The following is a 17,159-nucleotide window of genomic DNA, read 5'->3' as shown; positions in this document are numbered from 1 at the left end:
TATTGGTTTCCCCTAGACCAGCGCTAGCAATGTGCGCTGAAGGGGCGCTTTGCACGGGGCGCCCCTTCAACACTTCAAAGCATAGCTATGGCCTCAGGGTTTGCTCGGGCTTGAAGCTTGCGTTCGTCCGCTTTCCCAGCCGCCGCCCAAAGCGAGGAACAAATCGATCTGGCTCATGGCGACTTGCGTGTTGGCGGCGGCCAGCTGCGCCGTGACATCGGTGTAGGTGCGGGTTGCTTGCAGGTCGGCGAGGAACGACTCGCGCCCGGCCTGGAAGAAGCGGTGCGTCTGGTCTGCGGCGAGTTTCGCCGACTGCTCGGCGTCGGCCAGGGCATCGCGGCGTTGCAGTAACGCGCTGTACTGGGCCAGACCGGTCTGTGTTTCGCGAATGGCGTTGAGCACCACGCCGTCGAAATGCGCCAGTGCGCCTTGGGTCGACGCTTCAGCTTCGCGGATTCGCGCGCGGGCGCCGTTGGTCGGGACTTTCCAGCTCAGCGAGGGGCCGAAACCCCAGCGGTTGGTCGATGGATCACCCAAGTCGTCAATAAGACCGACGGTGCCGATGGTCGCGCCGATGCTGATGTCTGGATACAACTCGCCGGTGGCGACGCCGATGCCCGCAGTCGAAGCGGCCAGTCGACGTTCGGCCTGGCGAATATCCGGGCGACGCTTGAGCAACGCGGCGCCGTCACCGACCGGCACCAATTGGGCGATTTTCGGCAACTCGGCGCAGGTCGCCGTGCCGGCAGGCAACTGATCGACCGGTTTGGCCAGCAGCATCGACAGGCGAAACAGCCCGGCCTGACGCGCCGCTTCATAGCGCGGCAGCTCGGCGCGCAGGGATTTGAATTGGGTTTGCGAGCGAGTGACCTGGGTTTCATCACCACGCCCGGCGTCACGCAAGCGCTGAGTCAGCGTGGTGCTTTGTGATTGCAGGTCGAGGGAATGTTGGGCAATTTCCCGTTCTTCATTAGCCGCGCAAACCTGGGTGTAGGCGCGAACTACGTCGGCCACCAAGGTGATGCGTGCAGTGTCAGCCGCCGCTTGAGTCGCATCGGCGTTAGCCTTCGCGCCTTCGATACCGCGTTGCAGAGTGCCCCACAGATCGAACTGATAAGAAGCGCTGATGCCAATATCGCCGACGTTGTCGACCGGGACTTTTTCCGGCAGCAAAAACGCCTGACCGGATTCCTGCAAACGCTGGGCGCCCATCTTCACGCCGGCGCTCCAGCCACCGGCCGCCTCGGCCTCATCGACTTGCGCGCGAGCCCGCGCAAGGTTCGCTGCCGCCACGCGCAGATCAGTGTTGGAGGCCATGGCCTGCTGCACCAGTTGATCCAGTCGCGGATCCTTGTACAACCGCCACCAGTCCGCCGGAACCGGCGCCGACACCACCGGTTTGCCCGCTACGGCCAGTTCGCCCTGAAAGTCCTTGCGCTGAATCGCCGCGTCATCGGGCACCTGATAGTCCGGCCCGACCATCTGACAGGCCGAGAGCATCACACCCAACCCGGCGATCATCAGGGCCTTGTTCATTGCGCGGGCTCCTGCTTTTGATCGTCGATGATCGAGACGGTGGCGGTACGCCCGGCAATCATGCGGAAGTCCGCCGGCACATCATCAAAGGCAATGCGCACCGGAATCCGCTGCGCCAGCCGCACCCAACTGAACGCCGGGTTGACGTTGGGCAACAGGTTGCTGCCGCTGGTGCGGTCGCGGTCCTCGATGCCGGCGACGATGCTTTCGACATGCCCACGCAGCTTGGCGCGATCGCCGACCACGCGGATATCCACCGATTGGCCGACATGAATGCCGTCGAGTTTGGTTTCTTCAAAATAGCCGTCGATGTGGAAGGAATTGCTGTCGACCACCGACAACACCGGGCGCCCGGCGGTGACGAACTCCTGCGTACGCGGCGCGCGGTCGTTGACGTAACCGTCCACCGGGCTGCGGATCACCGAGCGATCAAGGTTGAGTTGGGCGCTGTCCACCGTGACCATGGCTTCGGCCAATGCCGATTGTGCGCGGGCCACTTTCGATTGGCTTTCTTCAAGCTGTTCGGCCGGCACCAGATTGCCCAGGCCACGGTTACGCTTGGCTTCACGCTGGGCCTGCGCCAGGGTTTCTTCGCGATCGGCAACGGCGGCTTTAGCCTGACGCAGGGCCAGTTTGAAACGGTCCTGGTCGATGCTGAACAGCACCTGGCCACGCTTGATCAACTGGTTGTCCTTCACCTCGACCTGCTGGATCAGCCCGGACACGTCCGGCGCGATCTGGATGATGTCGGCACGGATGTGGCCGTCACGGGTCCAGGGGGCGAACATGTAATACATCACCATGCGCCAGACGAGGACAACGGCAAAAGTCACGATCAGCAGGGTGAGTACCACGCGACCGATAGTCAAAAACGGTTTTTTCATGTCATCAGGTATCGACTGAGTGAGTCCACGCCGTACAAAAGCACGGCATAGAGCGCCACGTTGAACAATGCCCGGTGCCAGACCAGACGGTAAAAGTGCAGCCGCGTGAGCACGCTGTGCACCAGCAGAAACAGCACATAAGTGATGCCCATCAACACCAGCAGGGTCGGCAGGAAAATGCCGCTGATGTCCAGATCACCGATCATAGGGGCGCTCCATCGGGCAGCGGTTCTTCGGGCTCGGCGCTGGAAACGAATTCGACGCCCGGCAGCAACGCCAGACGCAAACCGCTCAAGGCGTGCAACAGATGTAGTCGGGTTTCTTCGTCGCCATGGCCATTGAGCGCGCGGCGGGTGCGGTCCAGAGTCATCAACAAACCGCTCGGCGCTGGCAGGCGTTCGCCAGCCTTGAGGCAGGCGCGGAAATACTCGCCGACTTCGGCGACCACTTGCTGCAACAGCGTCTTCGGCACGCCGTTCACGCGTGGGGTATAGGCGAGCAAATCAAGCAGGTTCAGGCCCACGCGCACTTCGCGCATGGCGATGCCGGTGTCCTGGCCGGTCAGGGCCAGACGCGGAAGATGCTGCATCAGGCGATCGAGCAGTTGCACGCCCAATTGCCGGTGTTCGGCCAGATTCGCCGGTTCGGTCATGTCGACGATGTCTTTCCAACTGAACCGGGTCAGGCGCTTGGCCGCCAGCTCGGCGCCGAACGGACGCGCCACCAGCGTCCAGATAAACGCGAACAACAGCCCCATCGGCCCCGCCAGGTTGGAGTTCACGAAGGCGAAAAAGTCCGCGTCATACGCGCCCTGAATGCTGATGAACGACGAGGTGTTGACCAGCGTCAGGAGCATGCCAAGGTAGAAGCGAGGCTGCACCGTCAGCGTGCCGACGCAGATGAACGGGATGGCAAACGCCAGAACCAGCATCGGGAAGTCATGCAGGTTCGGCAGAATCAGAAACAGATAGAGACTGGCGAACAGCACCGACATGCCCGTCCAGAAAAAGAACCGGTAAATCTGCGGCGCCGGGTCGTCCATCGAGGCGAAGAAGCTGCACGCGACCGCCGCCAGAATCACCGCACTGCCGCCGTCCGGCCAGCCGAGCAGAATCCACAGCACCGAGGCGACGATGATCGCCAGAATGGTCGAGGCCACCGAGTACATCATCAACCCACGGTCGAGAAACGGCGTCAGCCGACCAAGACGCCAGTGGCGATACACCGCGCGCCAGCTGTCCTGCCGCTCGCAGAGAATCGCGTCCTGCAAACTGCGGCAGTCTTGCCACAAATCGATGAATTCGCCGAGACGGTACAAGGCGTTGGAGAACAACAATTGCTTGCGATCTTCCAGCGCTTGCGCGCTCGGTTGCAGGGCTTCGAGTTGGTCTTTCAGCGCTTGCCAGCGGTCGAGATCGGCATCCTGATGGCTGAGCCATTCACGGGTCGCGGCCAGCAGCGGCGCGAATTTTGCCACCAGTTCCGGCGCGCGCCGTTCGAGGGCGTAGAGCGAATCTTCCAGCGCATCGATCACTGGCAGCAGATGAATCATCCGTCCGCGCAACTCCTTGGTGTTACGCACGGTTTGCGGCCGAGAGCCTTCGTGGGGCAATTGGCCGATCATCAATTCGAGGCTGTTGAAACTGGCGACCATGGCCATGCGCAGGGCGGTGACTTCTTCGGGCTGCACGTCACGGCTGAGAAACTTCAGGCTGTAAGTCGAAGCATCGGTGAACCACTTGCTCACGGCATCGTTGAACACCGGCGCCAGGCGACGCGGCCAGAACATCGCACCGACCACGGCGGCGACGGCGATGCCGAGGAAAATCTCTTCGGTGCGCGCTTCCGCGACGTCCCACACCGCCAGCGGGTTATCCACCACCGGTAAGGCGATCAGCGGCAAGGTATATCCGGCGAGCATCAACGCGTAACTGTTGGCCGTGCGCAGATGCAGGGACAGGAACAGCAGAATCCCCGTCCACAACGCGATCACCACCACCAGCACATAAGGGCTCTGCACAAACATCGGCACGAAAAAAACCGCCGCTGCGGCACCGAGAAAAGTGCCGACGGCGCGGTACAACGCCTTGGAACTGGTCGGCCCGAGAAACGGGCTGGAGACGATGTACACCGTGGCCATCGCCCAATACGGACGTGGCATTTGCATAAGCATGGCGATGTACAACGCGATCATCGACGCTGCAAAAGTACGAACCCCGTAGAACCAGTCCCGGGCCGGCGGAATGCCAGTGAAAAAACCGTTCAAGAATTAACCACCAACGGCGGATTGGCCGCCTCAAAAGCTCTGAGTACCCGAAGCGTAGCCTCCAGATCGCTCTGATCGATCCCTTCGAGCACTTCGTGACGCAAGCGCACCAGTTCGATTTCCACTGCCTGCACCAGTTCACGGCCGGTGTCGGTCAGGCTCAGGCATTTGGCGCGCCGATCCTGTGCATCTTCAGTGCGGCAGACATACCCGGCATGGCACAACTGATCGAGCAGACGCACCAGCGACGGACTCTCCATCCCGGCCGCCTGCGCCACCTGCACCTGACGCACGCCCTCACCCAACCGGCCGATCATCAACAACGGCACGGCGCAGGCTTCGGAGATTCCGTAATTGACCAGCGTGGTCTGGCAGATCTTCCGCCAATGCCTGGCGGCCACCACCATGGCACTGCTGATGTTCATCTGGAGAGCGTCGAGGGTATCGGGCACGAGAAAATGCACACTGTTAGTTTGCTAACTATCAATATCGCATTGGAGGGGAAAATCAGTCAAGTTTTGAAACAAATTGCCCCGTTGGTCGCAAGTAGTGACTGAAAGTTCCTAAATTCATACCAACGTTGTATATACCTCGTTAGTACCAAGCCTCTTATGGAGTCCAGAGATGTCCAAACAAGCCGTTTTCACAATGAAGCTCGAGCCCGAGCTGCGCGACCAGTTCATGGCAGAGGCGGAGGCGTCGCATAGACCTGCATCGCAGATCATGCGCGAAATGATGCGTCAGTTTGTTCGGTCTCAACAGGAAGCCCGCGAGTACGAGACCTTTTTACAACGCAAGGTCGACCTCTCGAGAGACGAAATGGCAGCGGGTGACGGCCTGTCCAACGAGGAAGTTGAAGCACAATTCGCCGCCAGGCGCAGGCTAGTAGAAAATCAAGGATGAAGATTATCTGGACTAAAAAAGCTGTGCAGGATCGTGAAAATATTTGGGACTATCTCCACGCCGCAAATCCACAAGCGGCCCTCGAAATGGATCGCCGCTTCACTGAAGCGGCTTTCCGAATATCCCAAAACCCCAATATCGGCCCGGTCGGCATCATTGCCGGCACTCGCGAAATAATTCCCCACCCCAGTTATCGTCTTGTCTATCAGCCAGATCGAGATGCAATCTGGATAATGGCGCTGGTTCATACAGCGCGGGCCTGGCCCTTTTCAACGTAGTGGTTAACCCGCCCGCCCCTTACGCAACAACACATCCAACTGATCCACCACCTCCGCCCAATCGGCATCACCCAGAATCTCGTCGCGCAAAAAACCTGCCTGACTCTTGCTCCAGAAAAACGCATCCGCCAGGTGCAGTTCGGGTTTGAGTGGGGAGTGTGTGGCGATGAATTGCTCGATGCCGGTGGGGTCGTTGTCCAGGCCGAGTTGTTTGAACAGGGATGGGAGGCTGTGGGTTGGGTTTTCCATGGATGAACTCCTTCAGACACGTGGGGCCTGGAAAATGATTCGCGAGCAGGCTCTCTCCCACAGATTGAACGCAATCCCCCTGTGGGAGCGAGCCTGCTCGCGAAGGCGGCAGCGAAACTAATGACTCAACTCCCGCACCTCAGCATGCGGCACCATTTTCAGAAACTCCGGCACGCTCATGTGCAGCAGATAGGCGTGGTTGCCGGCTTCCAGATAAATATCCTTCTGCCGAGTCAGCAGCGGGTCGATGACCATGTCCAACCCATAGGAATCCCCCAGCGGCGGCACCGCGCCGCGCTCGCAGTCGTCGAAGATGTGCGCCAGATTGCTCTCGCGGGTGATCTGCCATTCGCCGCCACTGCGCACCTTGGTCAAATCAAGATGACTGCTGGCCGGCAGCACCGCCATCAGGTAATGCCCGCGGTGGTCGTCGAGGATCACCGATTTCGCCACGCGCTCGGCGGGCACCCCGGAAACCCTTGCGGTTTCGAGGCTGCTGGACGAATGCCGGTGGGCGACGATGTCATATTCGCAATGCGCCCGGGTCAGGCTGCTTTGCACCTTTTTGGCCATACGCATGATGCACCTCGGTGTTGCGCTGAACGCTGTTGCCGTGTCTTTGAGTCTAGTTCGGCACACCGCTGGCGCAGGGAAATCCGCCCACTGGACACATCAGCGCATTGATCAACATTCAGCCAGCGTGAGGCTCATATCAGTCAACGACAGCGGGGGGGGGGGTAAAGCCATCATTGCTCTGAAATGTAATGTTTCAAAACCAACTGATCTCACGCAAACGCCACCAGCCTGTTACATGAACGTAGTCCTGATGTTTTTTCCTACATAGATGCAGGAAACGCCTTTCTCCGGAAATGAAATGAGCGACAAACAGAGGCGTGCTACGTCTCAGACGTAACAACTGCTAATACAGAAGCTCTCGAATGACTTGACCATTAACCAGGAGAACCAACAAAACTGACCAACCGGCGCTGGTGAAATCCCGACTGAGTAAGATGACGTTCATATGATGGATTGACCCACATGGCGTACTCAATCTAGGATTGCCTTACTCAACCCCGTACGTAGCGATTCAGTTCGCTGGCAGTTGGGGATGAAAAAACCGGCCCAGGCCGGTTTTTTCGTTTCTGAGGAATATCTTTGTGCGCACTGCGTTCTTTGTCGATGGCTATAACCTTTTCTACGGATTGCTTGCTGGCACGCCTTATAAATGGCTGAACTTGAAGAGCCTGCTTACGCACATCGCACACGTTGAAAATCCGCATAGTTCAGTCATTTCGATTGATTACTTCACCTCTCCCATCAAGCCCCAACTGGCGACGCGCGGGCGAGTATCAAAGGAAGCTCAAGATACGTATGTAAGAGCTTTACGAGCTACCAGCGTCGCCGTGCATTTTGGTCGCCATCAATTGGAGCCTGCAAAAGCACCAAGGTTTGTTGATCGGAATACGCAGGCGTCGCGCCAAGACAAAGTCGATATCTGGAAACTGGAAGAAAAAGAAACCGACGTTCATATCGCAATCAGTATGTATCGCACCGCAAGCCAACAACGTGCGCTCTATGCTGACCAGCGTATTGAACAAATTGTCCTGGTGACTGGCGACACTGATATGACACCGGTCTTGAAAGCATTACGTGAGGACTTTCCCGATATCACCATTGGGGTCGTACTTCCTCATCGCGCTGGATCCAGCCGCCCACCTCCCGGTTCTCTGAAAGATCACTCGCATTGGTTACGACGGCTCATCACCACTGAAGAGTTACTACTGCACCAATTCCCAGACCGGGTGCCCACCCACAAAAAACCCGCGATCAAGCCGGATTATTGGTAACAACTTCTGCCGGATACACCGACTCCCATCCCCCACCCAACGCCCGGTACAACCCGACCATCGCCAGCGAAACCCCGGTGGAGCTTTCCACCCACTGCTCCTGAGTCGCGAGCAACGCGCTCTGCACGGTGAGCACGTTGACGAAGTCGACCACGCCTTCGACGTATTGCTGTTGCGCGGTGCGCAGGGCGATCTGGTTCTGGCGCACGGCTTCGGCGAGTCTGTCGCGGCGACGCTGGCTGGCGTTGTAGGCGGTCAGTTGATCGTCGATCTCGTGCCAGGCGCGCAGTACGGTTTGCTGGTAGCCGATGGCCGCTTCCTGTTGCTGGGCTTCGCGCAGGTGCAACATGCCGCGCAGGCGGCCGCCGTCGAACAGCGGCAGGCTGAATTGCGGGCCGATGCCGAACGCGCGCGAGCCCCACGAACCGAAGTCACTCAACTGCATCGCTTGCGAGCCGAGGTTGCCGGACAGGGTGATGCGCGGATAGAAATCGCCCTTGGCCACGCCGATGTTGGCGGTGGCCGCATGCAGCCGCGCTTCGGCCTGACGGATGTCCGGACGGCGCTCGGCCAGTTGCGACGGCAAGCCGATGGCGACCGTGAGCGGCGACTGCGGCACCGCCGCGTCTGTGGATAACGCCTTGGCCAGGGCTTGCGGCGGCTCACCCATCAATAAGCTGATGGCGTTGATCAGTTGCGATTGACGCTGTTCCAGCGCCGGCAGGCGCGATTCGATGGCCGCAACTTGCGCGGCGGCTTCGGCGACGTCCAGATCCGTCGCCACGCCATCATTCAGACGCAGCTGTGAGAGCTTCAGACTGTGGCGGGCAACGTCGAGATTTTGCTCGGTGACGGCGCGGGTGTTCTGCACGCCGCGCAACTGAATGTAGTTCTGCGCAGTGTCGGCGAGGACGGCGAGCAGCACTCCGCGACGGTCGTTTTCGGCAACTTCGAGGTTGGCATCGGCAGCTTCGGTTTCGCGGCGCACGCGGCCCCAGAAATCCAGCTCCCACGAGGCCGAGAAACCGGCGTCCCACAGATTGAACGCGGAATCGCCGTTGTGCCCGGACGGATCGTTCAAGCCCTCGCCACTGTTGCGCTTGCGTGCGTAACTGCCGGTGGCGGCGGTGTTGGGGTAGCGATCAGCGGTGATTACCTGACGCGCGGCGCGGCTTTGTTGCAGGCGGCTGCTGGCCAGTTGCAGGTCGAGGTTGCTGCGCACGGCACGTTGAGTCAGGGCCGAGAGTTGTGGGTCGTTGAAGACTTCCCACCAGCGTTCGTTCAGCGGTTCGCTGACGACTCGGCTGGGGGCGGATTTGGCGGGTTTTGCCCAGTCGGCGATTTGCGTGGCTTCAGGCTTTTGGAAGTCAGGGCCGACGGTGCAGGCGCTGAGACTTACCGCGAGCAGGGCACCCAAAGCGAGTTGCTGCCAGCGGCCTCTTCGCGAGCAGGCTCGCTCCCACATTTTGGAATGCGTTTCTCCTGTGGGAGCGAGCCTGCTCGCGAAGGCGTCAGTTCGTTCAAAGAAGCTCATCGCTGAGTCACCTCGCGCACCGATTTCGCCGAGCTACGCGTATCGATACTCGCCTCGACCGACATCCCCACCCGCAACCGCTCGGCCAGTGGCTGCCCAGGCTCCAGCACAATCTTCACCGGAATCCGCTGCACCACTTTGGTGAAGTTGCCGGTGGCGTTATCCGGCTTCACCGCCGCGAAGGTCACGCCGGTCGCTGGCGCAATACTCTCGACGCGGCCGCTCAGTGCCTCGCCACCAAGGCTATCGACGCGCACTTGCACTTGCTGGCCCGGTTGCACGTCCGTCAATTGCGTCTCCTGAAAGTTGGCAACCACATAGGCCTGCTGCAACGGCACCACCGCCAGCAGCTTGCTGCCCGGCGTCACATAGGCGCCAACGCGCACGGCACGCTCGCCGACCATGCCGTCCTGCGGCGCGGTGATGCGCGTGTAGGAGAGTTCGAAACTGGCGATTTCCAGCGCCGCCTGTGCATGTTTCAACGTACCTTCAGCGGCATTACGCTGGGCGGTGAGGATTTCAACCTGCTTGCGCTCGGCCGCCAGTTTCGCGCTCGCCGTGTCCAGCCGCGCGGAGGCCTGATCGATACGCGTACGGGCCTGCTGCGCGTTCTGTACTGTACCGGCACCCACGCCGGCGAGGTGGTTGTAGCGATTCAATTCCTGCTGGGCAAACGCCATTTCAGCCTTGGCCGAGACCACCGAGGCCTGCGCCTGAGCGATCACCGAGGTCTGGCGTTCGAGCGTGGCTTTGGCGTTCTGCAACTGCGCGCGCGCGACCAGGGTTTGCGCATCCGCGGCCTCAGCGGCGGCACGCAAATCACGATCATCGATCAACGCCAGCAACTGCCCGGCCTGTACCCGTTGGTTGTCTTCTACCAACACTTCCTTGATGAAACCGGCCACGCGCGGCACAACTAAAGTGAAATCAGCGGAGACGAAAGCGTCATTGGTATTTTGCTGGGTACGTTTGCCAAAAAGGCCGGGCACCGCCAGATACAACAGCACGCCCACCGCCAGCGCAGCGGCGACGGCCACCGCGAGTTTTTGCTTTGCTTGAGTCGTCATAAAAACCTTCATTTTCAGTACAGCAATCAGGTCGGCGCGCGTGGCGGGAAGATCCGCGTCGGCAGCCAGAAAATCAGCAGGATCAGCGCCACTGCAACGCCGGCCATGCACACATAGAGATCAGAAGAAGTCAGCACCACGGCCTGTTCATGCAGGCGATGGGCAAGGCCCGGATCGCTGCGGTCGGCCAACGGTGAGTTGCCGAGGCTGTCGACCAGCATGGTCGAGTGAAAATGCAGACGCGCCGTGGTCAGCGCCTCAAGCACCCCGGTGGCGACCACCGCCGCCAGACCTTTCACGGTGTTGAACCAGGCCGAGGCAAACGGCCCGTCCGTTGGCTGGATGCTGCCGGTGGAGAGCATCAACAGCGGCAGTACCGACATCGGTTGACCGAAGATCTGCAGCCATTGCAGGACGTAGAAGTTGTCGCGAATCCATTCCGAGGTCAGCAGCGAGCCACCGAGGCAGGACAGCACCAGCATGCTCAAACCCGTCCCGAGCACCCAGCGGCAATCGACCCAGCGCAGGTTGCACAGCGCCGCCACCAGCGGCAGCGCGATCAACTGCGGCAACGCAGCGATCAGCATGATCGGCGCGGTCTGCACCGGGCGATAACCCTGCACTTGCGCCAGATAGCTCGACGGAATCAACACCACCGCTTGCAGCACCACCAACACGCCGGCCAGGGTCATCAGCGCGAACGCCAGGTTACGGATGCCGAGCATCTGCAACTTGAAAAACGGAATCGGCTGCGACCACTCGTTGATCAGGAACGCCACCAGCAGCAGCGACCCCGAGCCGAGCAGTGCGCAGATCAGATCCGACTCGAACCAGTCCAGCCGATTACCCTGCAACAGGCCGATCACCAGCATGCAGATCGCCGGAAAACCCAGCAGCAGGCCTTTCCAGTTGAACGTCTTGAGGCGCTCCAGCCGCAGCGGGTCCTGCGGGATACCGTAACCGACCATGACCATGGCGATCAGGCACGGCACGATGATTTGCCAGAACGTCCATTGCCAGCCGACGTATTCGGTCCACAACCCCGCCAGCGGCGTGCCAAGGCCGGGGCCGAAGGTGGCCGTCAGCGCGTAACCGGCCAAGCCATAAAGTTTGAAGTTAGGCGGCAGGAAGCGCAGGGCGACGGTCATCAGCATCGGCGGCAACGCGCCGCCAGCCAGACCTTGCAGGGTGCGCATCAGCAGCAGGCTTTCGTAGTTCGGGGCAAAGGGGCACAGCACGCCGAGCAAGGTGAACAGGCTGATCGCGCAGAGGGTGAAGCGGCGCAGCGAGAACGTCACCGAGCACCACGGCGCGAACGCCATGGCCGCGACCGAGGTGGCGGTGTAACTGGCGACGAGCCAGGTACCTTCGTCGTAACCAATGTTCAGCGCGCCGCGAATGTCGGCCAGGGCGACCTTGGTCACCATCTCGTTGAGGCCCGACACCAGCACCGCGACCAGCACGCCGACCAGGCCGATGATGATCCGCGCCCCGAATGCCGGTGGCGCGGCCGCCGTCGCCGGGCTGGTCGCGGCCATTGGCGCCGGGACCGTCAGGGATGTCATGAATGCAAACTCCGGAGGGAAAAATACCGGAGCATCTTAGTCGGGCTTAGTGCTGACGAAAATTGACTTATTGGCAGGGTATAAGTGTGTCAAACACAACGATTAACCCTGTAGGAATGAGCCTGCTCGCGATGGCATCGTTTCAGTCGATATCTACGTTGACTGATACACCGCTATCGCGAGCAGGCTCACTCCTACAGGGGTTTGTGTCGATTGTGGGATTAGGGTTGCGCGGCGAGCCAGGTCTCATCGCAGCAAGTCTTGAGGGTTTCACGCAACCAACGGTGCGCCGGGTCCTTGTCGAAGCGCGGATGCCAGGCCTGGGTCAGCATCAGGGTCGGCAACGGAATCGGCAGGTTGAAGGAGCGCAGCTTCAAGCCCAACCGCCGCACGCTCAACAGCGCTTCCTTGGGCACCGGCAGGATCAGGTCGGAATCCGGCAGAGCAAACATCGCCGCATGAAAACTCGGCGCAATCACTGCCACTCGCCGCTCCAGCCCAAGCGCATTCAGAGCCGTATCGATCGGCCCACGCGCAATGCCACGCCGCGACATGCTGATGTGGGAGAAACCGGCATAACGCTCGGCAGTGATTTCGCCGTCGAGCAGCGGATGATCCTCGCGCACCAGGCCGACGAAATGCGTGGAAAACAGGTTCTGCACTTTTACTTCCGGGGTCACCGGGCGGGTGTTGCTGACGCTCAGGTCGATCCGGCCTTCTCGCAGCGCTTCATCGTCGCCATCGCCTTCCGGGACGAAGCGCAGTTCACAGTGCGGCGCCTGCTGGTCGAGGGTATCGAACAGTTTGCCGCCGTACACGCCGATGAAAAAGTCATTGGCGCGAATGCTGAAGCGCCGACGCAAACTGCCCAGTTCCACAGTGTCCGCCGAACGGAACAACAGCGCGGCCTGCTCGACCACATCACGCACCTGTTCACGCAACTCCAATGCTTTGGGTGTCGGCACCAGGCCCCGGCCGGCGCGCACCAGAATCGGATCGCCGATGGCTTCGCGAATGCGCGTCAGGGTTCGGCTCATGGCTGCCGGGCTGAGGTTCATTCGCCGCGCGGCGCCCACCACGCTGCCCTCGTCGAGCAAGGCGTCGAGGGCGACCAGAAGGTTCATGTCCGGGAGTTGCATGCTGAGCACTCATGGCTGATCTGGATTGATCTGCACGCAATGCTAGCAAACATTCAGCTAATGAGGCGGTGGCCGGACCGACGCTTTCGCGAGCAGGCTCGCTCCCACATGGGAATGCATTTCAAATGTGGGAGCGAGCCTGCTCGCGACAAATCAGCGCTGCATCCCCCACCGCTTGACGGTCACCCGTTCCAGCGTGTCGAACACAAGGTTCTCCACCAGCAACCCGATCAGGATCACCACCGCCAACCCGGCGAACACTTTGTCGGTGTACAGCTCATTGCGATTCTGAAAGATGTACCAGCCCAGCCCGCCCTTGCCGCTGGTCGCACCGAACACCAACTCAGCGGCGATCAACGTACGCCAGGCAAACGCCCAGCCAATCTTCAGCCCGGCGAGAATCGACGGCAGCGCCGCCGGGATCAGGATAAACAGTACAAAACGCATGCCCTTCAAACCGTAATTTCGCCCGGCCATGCGCAGGGTTTCCGAAACACCGAGAAAACCCGCGTAAGTGTTCAGCGCCAGCGCCCACAACACCGAATGCACCAGCACAAAAATAAGGCTGTTCTGCCCCAGCCCAAACCACAGCAAGGCCAGCGGCAGAAGGGCAATCGCCGGCAGCGGATTGAACATCGAGGTCAACGTGCTCAACAGATCGCGACCAAACTGCGTCGACACCGCCAACGTGGTCAGGGCAAACGCCAGGACAATGCCAATCAGATACCCCTTGAGCAGCACCACCAGCGATATCCACACCTTGCCCAGCAATTCGCCGCTGAGCAGACCGTCGTAAAGCGCATGGCTGGTCTGCACAAAACTGGGCAGCAGCAGATCGTTGTTCTGCACCCGGGCGACGATTTCCCACAGCACCGCGAGCAAAATCAGGATCAGGCTTTTACGCAGCCAGCCCTGTTGCCACAAGCGTTGACCGATAGGTAATTCGCGCTCGACCGGTACGCTGGTCAGCGGCTGCAGCACGGTTTCGAATTCATGTCTTACAGATGATGATTGGCTCATCGGGCAATCCTCCAGGCCGCTCAATAAGCGATGCGAATGTCGTTGAAGTCATGGTCGAGCTCGGTTTCCGGCGACTGGCCTTCATCGAACAACAGCCGATGAATGCGCCGTGCCGACTCCTGAAACGCCACACCGCCAAGGCTTCGCAGGTTGTATTGATGGCTATGGGCTTCCGCCCTCACCCGCCCCGGATGCGGCGACAGCAACAGGATGCGATTGCCGACCACCAGCGCCTCTTCGATCGAGTGCGTGACAAACAACAGGGTGAAGCGCACTTCTTCCCAGAGCAGCAGCAACTCCTCCTGCATCTTGCGTCGGGTCAGCGCATCGAGTGCGGCAAACGGCTCGTCCATCAGCAGGATTTTTGGCTGCATCGCCAGCGCCCGGGCAATCGCCACACGCGCCTTCATGCCGCCGGAAAGCGTGTGCGGATAAGCATCGGCAAACGCCGCCAATCCGACCTTTTCCAGATAGTGCAGCGCACGCTCTTCAGCTTGTTTTTTCTTCAGCGTGCGCGAAGCGAGCAGTGGAAACATCACATTCTGTTTGACGGTTTTCCACGGCGGCAGTTGATCGAATTCCTGAAAAACTACTATCCGGTCAGGCCCCGGCGCATCAACGCGCTGGCCTTGCAGGCGGATCTCGCCTTCGCAAGGCTGGATGAACCCCGCGACGGCTTTGAGCAAGGTGGATTTACCGCAGCCGGATGGGCCGAGCAGCACGAAGCGATCCTGTTGATCGACTTCAAAACTAACCTGGTGAGTCGCTCGGACGACGCGTTGCGGCGTGCGGTATTCCAGGCTGACCTGGTCGACCGCCAACAGCGCTTGCGCCGTGGCGACCGGGTTGCTGGCCGCGTGGCCTTGCAAAGGGGCATTCATCTTGGTCAGCTCCCTTGCAGCGGTTTGGCGTCCTGGAAGAAGTAGTCCTTCCACGATTCAGGCTTGTTCTTGATCGCGCCGACGCGGTAGAGGAATTCGGCCAGTGGGTAGGTATTTTTCGGCGTGACGCTGAATTCGAACTGCGGGTTGTCGATGATTTTCAGCAAGGCGGCGCGGTCGATCTTGGCTTTGGTCACGCGGATGTAAGTGTCGGCCGCCGCGCCTTTATCGTTCTGGGCGAATTGCGCAGCTTCGGTCAGCGCTTCGACGAAGGCTTTGTAAGTCTTCGGGTTCTCGTTGCGGAATTTCTCGGTGGCGAACAGCACCGTAGGCGAGTTCGGGCCGAGCACGTCGTAGGAATTGAGCACGACATGCACGTTGGGGTTTTCCAGCGCCTGATCCTGGAACGGCGGGTTGGAGAAATGCCCGGTCAGCTCGGTGCCGCCGGCAATCAGTGCAGCGGTGGCGTCCGGGTGCGGAACGGCGATGGTGTATTTGTCGAGACGATTGAATTCTTTGTCGCCCCACTGCTTGGCGGCCGCGTATTGCAGGAAGCGCGACTGCACGGAGACGCCCACCGCCGGTACCGCAATGCGATCCTTCTCGGTGAAATCAGCAATGGTCTTGACCTTGGGATTGTTGCTCACCAAGTAGTACGGAAAGTTGCCCAGCGAGGCCACGGCTTTGACGTTCTGCTTGCCGTGGGTGCGATCCCAGATGGTCAGCAGCGGGCCGACGCCAGCGCCGGCAATATCGATGGAGCCTGAAAGCAGCGCGTCGTTGACCGCCGCGCCACCGGACAACTGCGTCCAGTCGACCTTGATGTCGAGGCCTTCCTGCTTGCCGTACTTCTCGATCAGGCCCTGATCGCGCACCACGTTGAGCAATAAATAGACGATGCCGAACTGCTCGGCGATGCGGATTTCACCTTCGGCGTGAGCCACGGTCGGCGCCACCAGGCTGCCAGCAATCAGACTGAAACCGAGGCCGATGGCCGCGGCCAGCGGCGCAAATGGAAGACGTTTGGACATGATCGAATCTCCGGCAAATCAGAAAGGCGCGTCGCCCTGAATGGTCGTGCGATACAGCTTGCGGCGCAGGTGCGCAGGGCAACCGGCGGCGAGATGGATCAGGGAACGGTTGTCCCAGAACACCATGTCGTGGGGCTGCCATTGGTGGCGGTAGATGTTTTGCGGCAGCACGCTGTGGGCGTAGAGCTCGGCGAGCAGTTGTTTGCTCTCGTCGTGCGGCAGGCCAACGATGCGTGTGGTGAAGCCTTCACTGACGAACAACGCCTTGCGGCCGTTTTCCGGATGGGTGCGGACGATCGGATGGACCACTTCCGCGACCTGAGCCAGTTGCTCCGGGGTCAGAGTCGGGCGCCAGTTGCCTTCGAATTTGGTTTCGCTGTAACGCGCGGTGTAGGAGTGCGCAGCCGAGCGGCCCTCCACCGCTTTGCGCAGCGCCTCGGGCAGGCTGTCCCAGGCTTTGTGCATGTCGGCAAACAAAGTGTCGCCACCCTCCGACGGCAACTCCTGCGCGTGCAACATCGAGCCGAGGCTCGGCAGCTCTTTATAGGAAAGGTCGGAGTGCCAGAACTTGCCGGCATCGCCCAGACCGATGTTCTGGCCGTTCTCGACGATGTTGGAAACGATGAGGATTTCCGGGTGGTTGGCCAGCAGGAACTGCTTGAGCACGTGGATCTGCAACACGCCGAAGCGGCGGCTGAAGTCGATCTGCTGTTGTGGGGTGATGCGCTGCTCGCGGAACACCACGACGTGGTGATCGAGGTGCGCGCGGTGAATGCGCGAGAAGTCCTGGTCGTTGACCGGACGGGTCAGGTCGAGGCCGATGATCTCGGCGCCGACGGCACCGCTGAACGGGCGAATTTCGAAGGTTTGCGGCGCGGCGGTCGCGGCGCTTGGGGTGGCAGTGGCTGCGGACATCTTTCAATCTCCCACGCACGGCGCGCTCATGGGCGCGCGCGTCG

The 17,159-nt window shown here is 60.5% G+C and carries 18 protein-coding genes; 3 read left to right on the top strand and 15 right to left on the bottom strand.

Annotation, left to right across the window (positions count from 1 at the left end):
* Nucleotides 1–93: 93 nt before the first annotated feature.
* From ACA043_RS00795 to ACA043_RS00775, 5 genes are read right to left on the bottom strand one after another with little or no spacing between them, the layout of a single operon-like run.
* A complete protein-coding gene (locus ACA043_RS00795) occupies nt 94–1,536 on the bottom strand; it encodes an efflux transporter outer membrane subunit (RefSeq protein WP_401264684.1) in 1,443 nt (480 codons plus the stop codon).
* Nucleotides 1,533–2,420 carry an efflux RND transporter periplasmic adaptor subunit gene (locus ACA043_RS00790; RefSeq protein ID WP_401264682.1) on the bottom strand — a complete coding sequence of 296 codons (888 nt, stop codon included), beginning with the start codon at nt 2,418–2,420 and terminating at the stop codon, nt 1,533–1,535. Before ACA043_RS00790 ends, ACA043_RS00795 begins: the two co-directional genes overlap by 4 nt.
* Complete coding sequence (locus ACA043_RS00785) at nt 2,417–2,626, bottom strand: DUF1656 domain-containing protein (protein WP_187680305.1); 210 nt, start codon at nt 2,624–2,626, stop codon at nt 2,417–2,419. The genes ACA043_RS00790 and ACA043_RS00785 overlap by 4 nt, the downstream gene beginning before the upstream one ends.
* Nucleotides 2,623–4,686 carry an FUSC family protein gene (locus ACA043_RS00780; RefSeq protein WP_497658433.1) on the bottom strand — a complete coding sequence of 688 codons (2,064 nt, stop codon included), beginning with the start codon at nt 4,684–4,686 and terminating at the stop codon, nt 2,623–2,625. The genes ACA043_RS00785 and ACA043_RS00780 overlap by 4 nt, the downstream gene beginning before the upstream one ends.
* On the bottom strand, nt 4,683–5,111 hold the full coding sequence (locus tag ACA043_RS00775; protein WP_187680307.1) for a MarR family winged helix-turn-helix transcriptional regulator: 429 nt from the start codon (nt 5,109–5,111) through the stop codon (nt 4,683–4,685). Before ACA043_RS00775 ends, ACA043_RS00780 begins: the two co-directional genes overlap by 4 nt.
* A gap of 199 nt (nt 5,112–5,310) precedes the next feature.
* Here ACA043_RS00775 and ACA043_RS00770 point away from each other — a divergent pair, with 199 nt between their 5' ends.
* Nucleotides 5,311–5,589: an antitoxin of toxin-antitoxin stability system gene (locus tag ACA043_RS00770; protein WP_497658432.1), complete on the top strand. Its 279-nt coding sequence runs from the start codon at nt 5,311–5,313 to the stop codon at nt 5,587–5,589.
* Nucleotides 5,586–5,867 carry a type II toxin-antitoxin system RelE/ParE family toxin gene (locus ACA043_RS00765; RefSeq protein WP_497658431.1) on the top strand — a complete coding sequence of 94 codons (282 nt, stop codon included), beginning with the start codon at nt 5,586–5,588 and terminating at the stop codon, nt 5,865–5,867. The genes ACA043_RS00770 and ACA043_RS00765 overlap by 4 nt, the downstream gene beginning before the upstream one ends.
* A gap of 3 nt (nt 5,868–5,870) precedes the next feature.
* Here the strand turns inward: ACA043_RS00765 and ACA043_RS00760 are convergent, their stop codons facing one another.
* Nucleotides 5,871–6,116 (bottom strand): DUF2789 domain-containing protein, encoded by a 246-nt coding sequence (locus ACA043_RS00760; protein WP_497658430.1) that lies wholly within the window; start codon nt 6,114–6,116, stop codon nt 5,871–5,873.
* 117 nt (nt 6,117–6,233) lie between these two features.
* Nucleotides 6,234–6,695 (bottom strand): aminoacyl-tRNA deacylase, encoded by a 462-nt coding sequence (locus tag ACA043_RS00755; protein WP_497658429.1) that lies wholly within the window; start codon nt 6,693–6,695, stop codon nt 6,234–6,236.
* 578 nt (nt 6,696–7,273) lie between these two features.
* Here ACA043_RS00755 and ACA043_RS00750 point away from each other — a divergent pair.
* Nucleotides 7,274–7,963 carry an NYN domain-containing protein gene (locus ACA043_RS00750; protein WP_497658428.1) on the top strand — a complete coding sequence of 230 codons (690 nt, stop codon included), beginning with the start codon at nt 7,274–7,276 and terminating at the stop codon, nt 7,961–7,963.
* Here the strand turns inward: ACA043_RS00750 and ACA043_RS00745 are convergent.
* The 8 genes from ACA043_RS00745 to ACA043_RS00710 all read right to left on the bottom strand — a co-directional run bounded on the left by ACA043_RS00745 (nt 7,944) and on the right by ACA043_RS00710 (nt 17,115).
* On the bottom strand, nt 7,944–9,497 hold the full coding sequence (locus ACA043_RS00745) for an efflux transporter outer membrane subunit (RefSeq protein WP_497658427.1): 1,554 nt from the start codon (nt 9,495–9,497) through the stop codon (nt 7,944–7,946). The two genes, ACA043_RS00750 and ACA043_RS00745, sit on opposite strands and share 20 nt — an antisense overlap.
* Nucleotides 9,494–10,564: an HlyD family secretion protein gene (locus ACA043_RS00740; RefSeq protein WP_489879607.1), complete on the bottom strand. Its 1,071-nt coding sequence runs from the start codon at nt 10,562–10,564 to the stop codon at nt 9,494–9,496. Before ACA043_RS00740 ends, ACA043_RS00745 begins: the two co-directional genes overlap by 4 nt.
* 26 nt (nt 10,565–10,590) lie before the next feature.
* On the bottom strand, nt 10,591–12,129 hold the full coding sequence (locus tag ACA043_RS00735; RefSeq protein ID WP_497658426.1) for an MFS transporter: 1,539 nt from the start codon (nt 12,127–12,129) through the stop codon (nt 10,591–10,593).
* Nucleotides 12,130–12,350: 221 nt separating this feature from the next.
* On the bottom strand, nt 12,351–13,268 hold the full coding sequence (locus tag ACA043_RS00730) for a LysR family transcriptional regulator (protein WP_187680314.1): 918 nt from the start codon (nt 13,266–13,268) through the stop codon (nt 12,351–12,353).
* Nucleotides 13,269–13,421: 153 nt separating this feature from the next.
* Complete coding sequence (locus tag ACA043_RS00725; protein ID WP_187680315.1) at nt 13,422–14,288, bottom strand: ABC transporter permease; 867 nt, start codon at nt 14,286–14,288, stop codon at nt 13,422–13,424.
* Nucleotides 14,289–14,308: 20 nt separating this feature from the next.
* Nucleotides 14,309–15,169, bottom strand: a complete 861-nt coding sequence (locus ACA043_RS00720; RefSeq protein ID WP_497615871.1) for an ABC transporter ATP-binding protein — start codon at nt 15,167–15,169, stop codon at nt 14,309–14,311.
* 5 nt (nt 15,170–15,174) lie between these two features.
* A complete protein-coding gene (locus tag ACA043_RS00715) occupies nt 15,175–16,200 on the bottom strand; it encodes an ABC transporter substrate-binding protein (protein ID WP_007957722.1) in 1,026 nt (341 codons plus the stop codon).
* An 18-nt stretch (nt 16,201–16,218) separates the two neighbouring features.
* Nucleotides 16,219–17,115 carry a TauD/TfdA dioxygenase family protein gene (locus tag ACA043_RS00710; RefSeq protein WP_401264657.1) on the bottom strand — a complete coding sequence of 299 codons (897 nt, stop codon included), beginning with the start codon at nt 17,113–17,115 and terminating at the stop codon, nt 16,219–16,221.
* Between the last annotated feature and the right edge of the window lie 44 nt (nt 17,116–17,159).

The sequence above is a fragment of the Pseudomonas sp. LBUM1648 genome (genome assembly GCF_059716145.1).
This window is presented reverse-complemented; position numbering and strand designations above follow the sequence as displayed.

Excerpts from the sequence above, each read along its gene's own strand:
- ACA043_RS00720 (WP_497615871.1), bottom strand. The coding sequence starts at position 15,169 with ATGAATGCCCCTTTGCAAGGCCACGCGGCCAGCAACCCGGTCGCCACG.
- ACA043_RS00795 (WP_401264684.1), bottom strand. The coding sequence starts at position 1,536 with ATGAACAAGGCCCTGATGATCGCCGGGTTGGGTGTGATGCTCTCGGCC.
- ACA043_RS00790 (WP_401264682.1), bottom strand. The coding sequence starts at position 2,420 with ATGAAAAAACCGTTTTTGACTATCGGTCGCGTGGTACTCACCCTGCTG.
- ACA043_RS00740 (WP_489879607.1), bottom strand. The coding sequence starts at position 10,564 with ATGACGACTCAAGCAAAGCAAAAACTCGCGGTGGCCGTCGCCGCTGCG.
- ACA043_RS00760 (WP_497658430.1), bottom strand. The coding sequence starts at position 6,116 with ATGGAAAACCCAACCCACAGCCTCCCATCCCTGTTCAAACAACTCGGC.
- ACA043_RS00775 (WP_187680307.1), bottom strand. The coding sequence starts at position 5,111 with ATGAACATCAGCAGTGCCATGGTGGTGGCCGCCAGGCATTGGCGGAAG.
- ACA043_RS00765 (WP_497658431.1), top strand. The coding sequence starts at position 5,586 with ATGAAGATTATCTGGACTAAAAAAGCTGTGCAGGATCGTGAAAATATT.
- ACA043_RS00730 (WP_187680314.1), bottom strand. The coding sequence starts at position 13,268 with ATGCAACTCCCGGACATGAACCTTCTGGTCGCCCTCGACGCCTTGCTC.
- ACA043_RS00715 (WP_007957722.1), bottom strand. The coding sequence starts at position 16,200 with ATGTCCAAACGTCTTCCATTTGCGCCGCTGGCCGCGGCCATCGGCCTC.
- ACA043_RS00735 (WP_497658426.1), bottom strand. The coding sequence starts at position 12,129 with ATGACATCCCTGACGGTCCCGGCGCCAATGGCCGCGACCAGCCCGGCG.
- ACA043_RS00770 (WP_497658432.1), top strand. The coding sequence starts at position 5,311 with ATGTCCAAACAAGCCGTTTTCACAATGAAGCTCGAGCCCGAGCTGCGC.
- ACA043_RS00755 (WP_497658429.1), bottom strand. The coding sequence starts at position 6,695 with ATGCGTATGGCCAAAAAGGTGCAAAGCAGCCTGACCCGGGCGCATTGC.
- ACA043_RS00725 (WP_187680315.1), bottom strand. The coding sequence starts at position 14,288 with ATGAGCCAATCATCATCTGTAAGACATGAATTCGAAACCGTGCTGCAG.
- ACA043_RS00785 (WP_187680305.1), bottom strand. The coding sequence starts at position 2,626 with ATGATCGGTGATCTGGACATCAGCGGCATTTTCCTGCCGACCCTGCTG.
- ACA043_RS00710 (WP_401264657.1), bottom strand. The coding sequence starts at position 17,115 with ATGTCCGCAGCCACTGCCACCCCAAGCGCCGCGACCGCCGCGCCGCAA.
- ACA043_RS00745 (WP_497658427.1), bottom strand. The coding sequence starts at position 9,497 with ATGAGCTTCTTTGAACGAACTGACGCCTTCGCGAGCAGGCTCGCTCCC.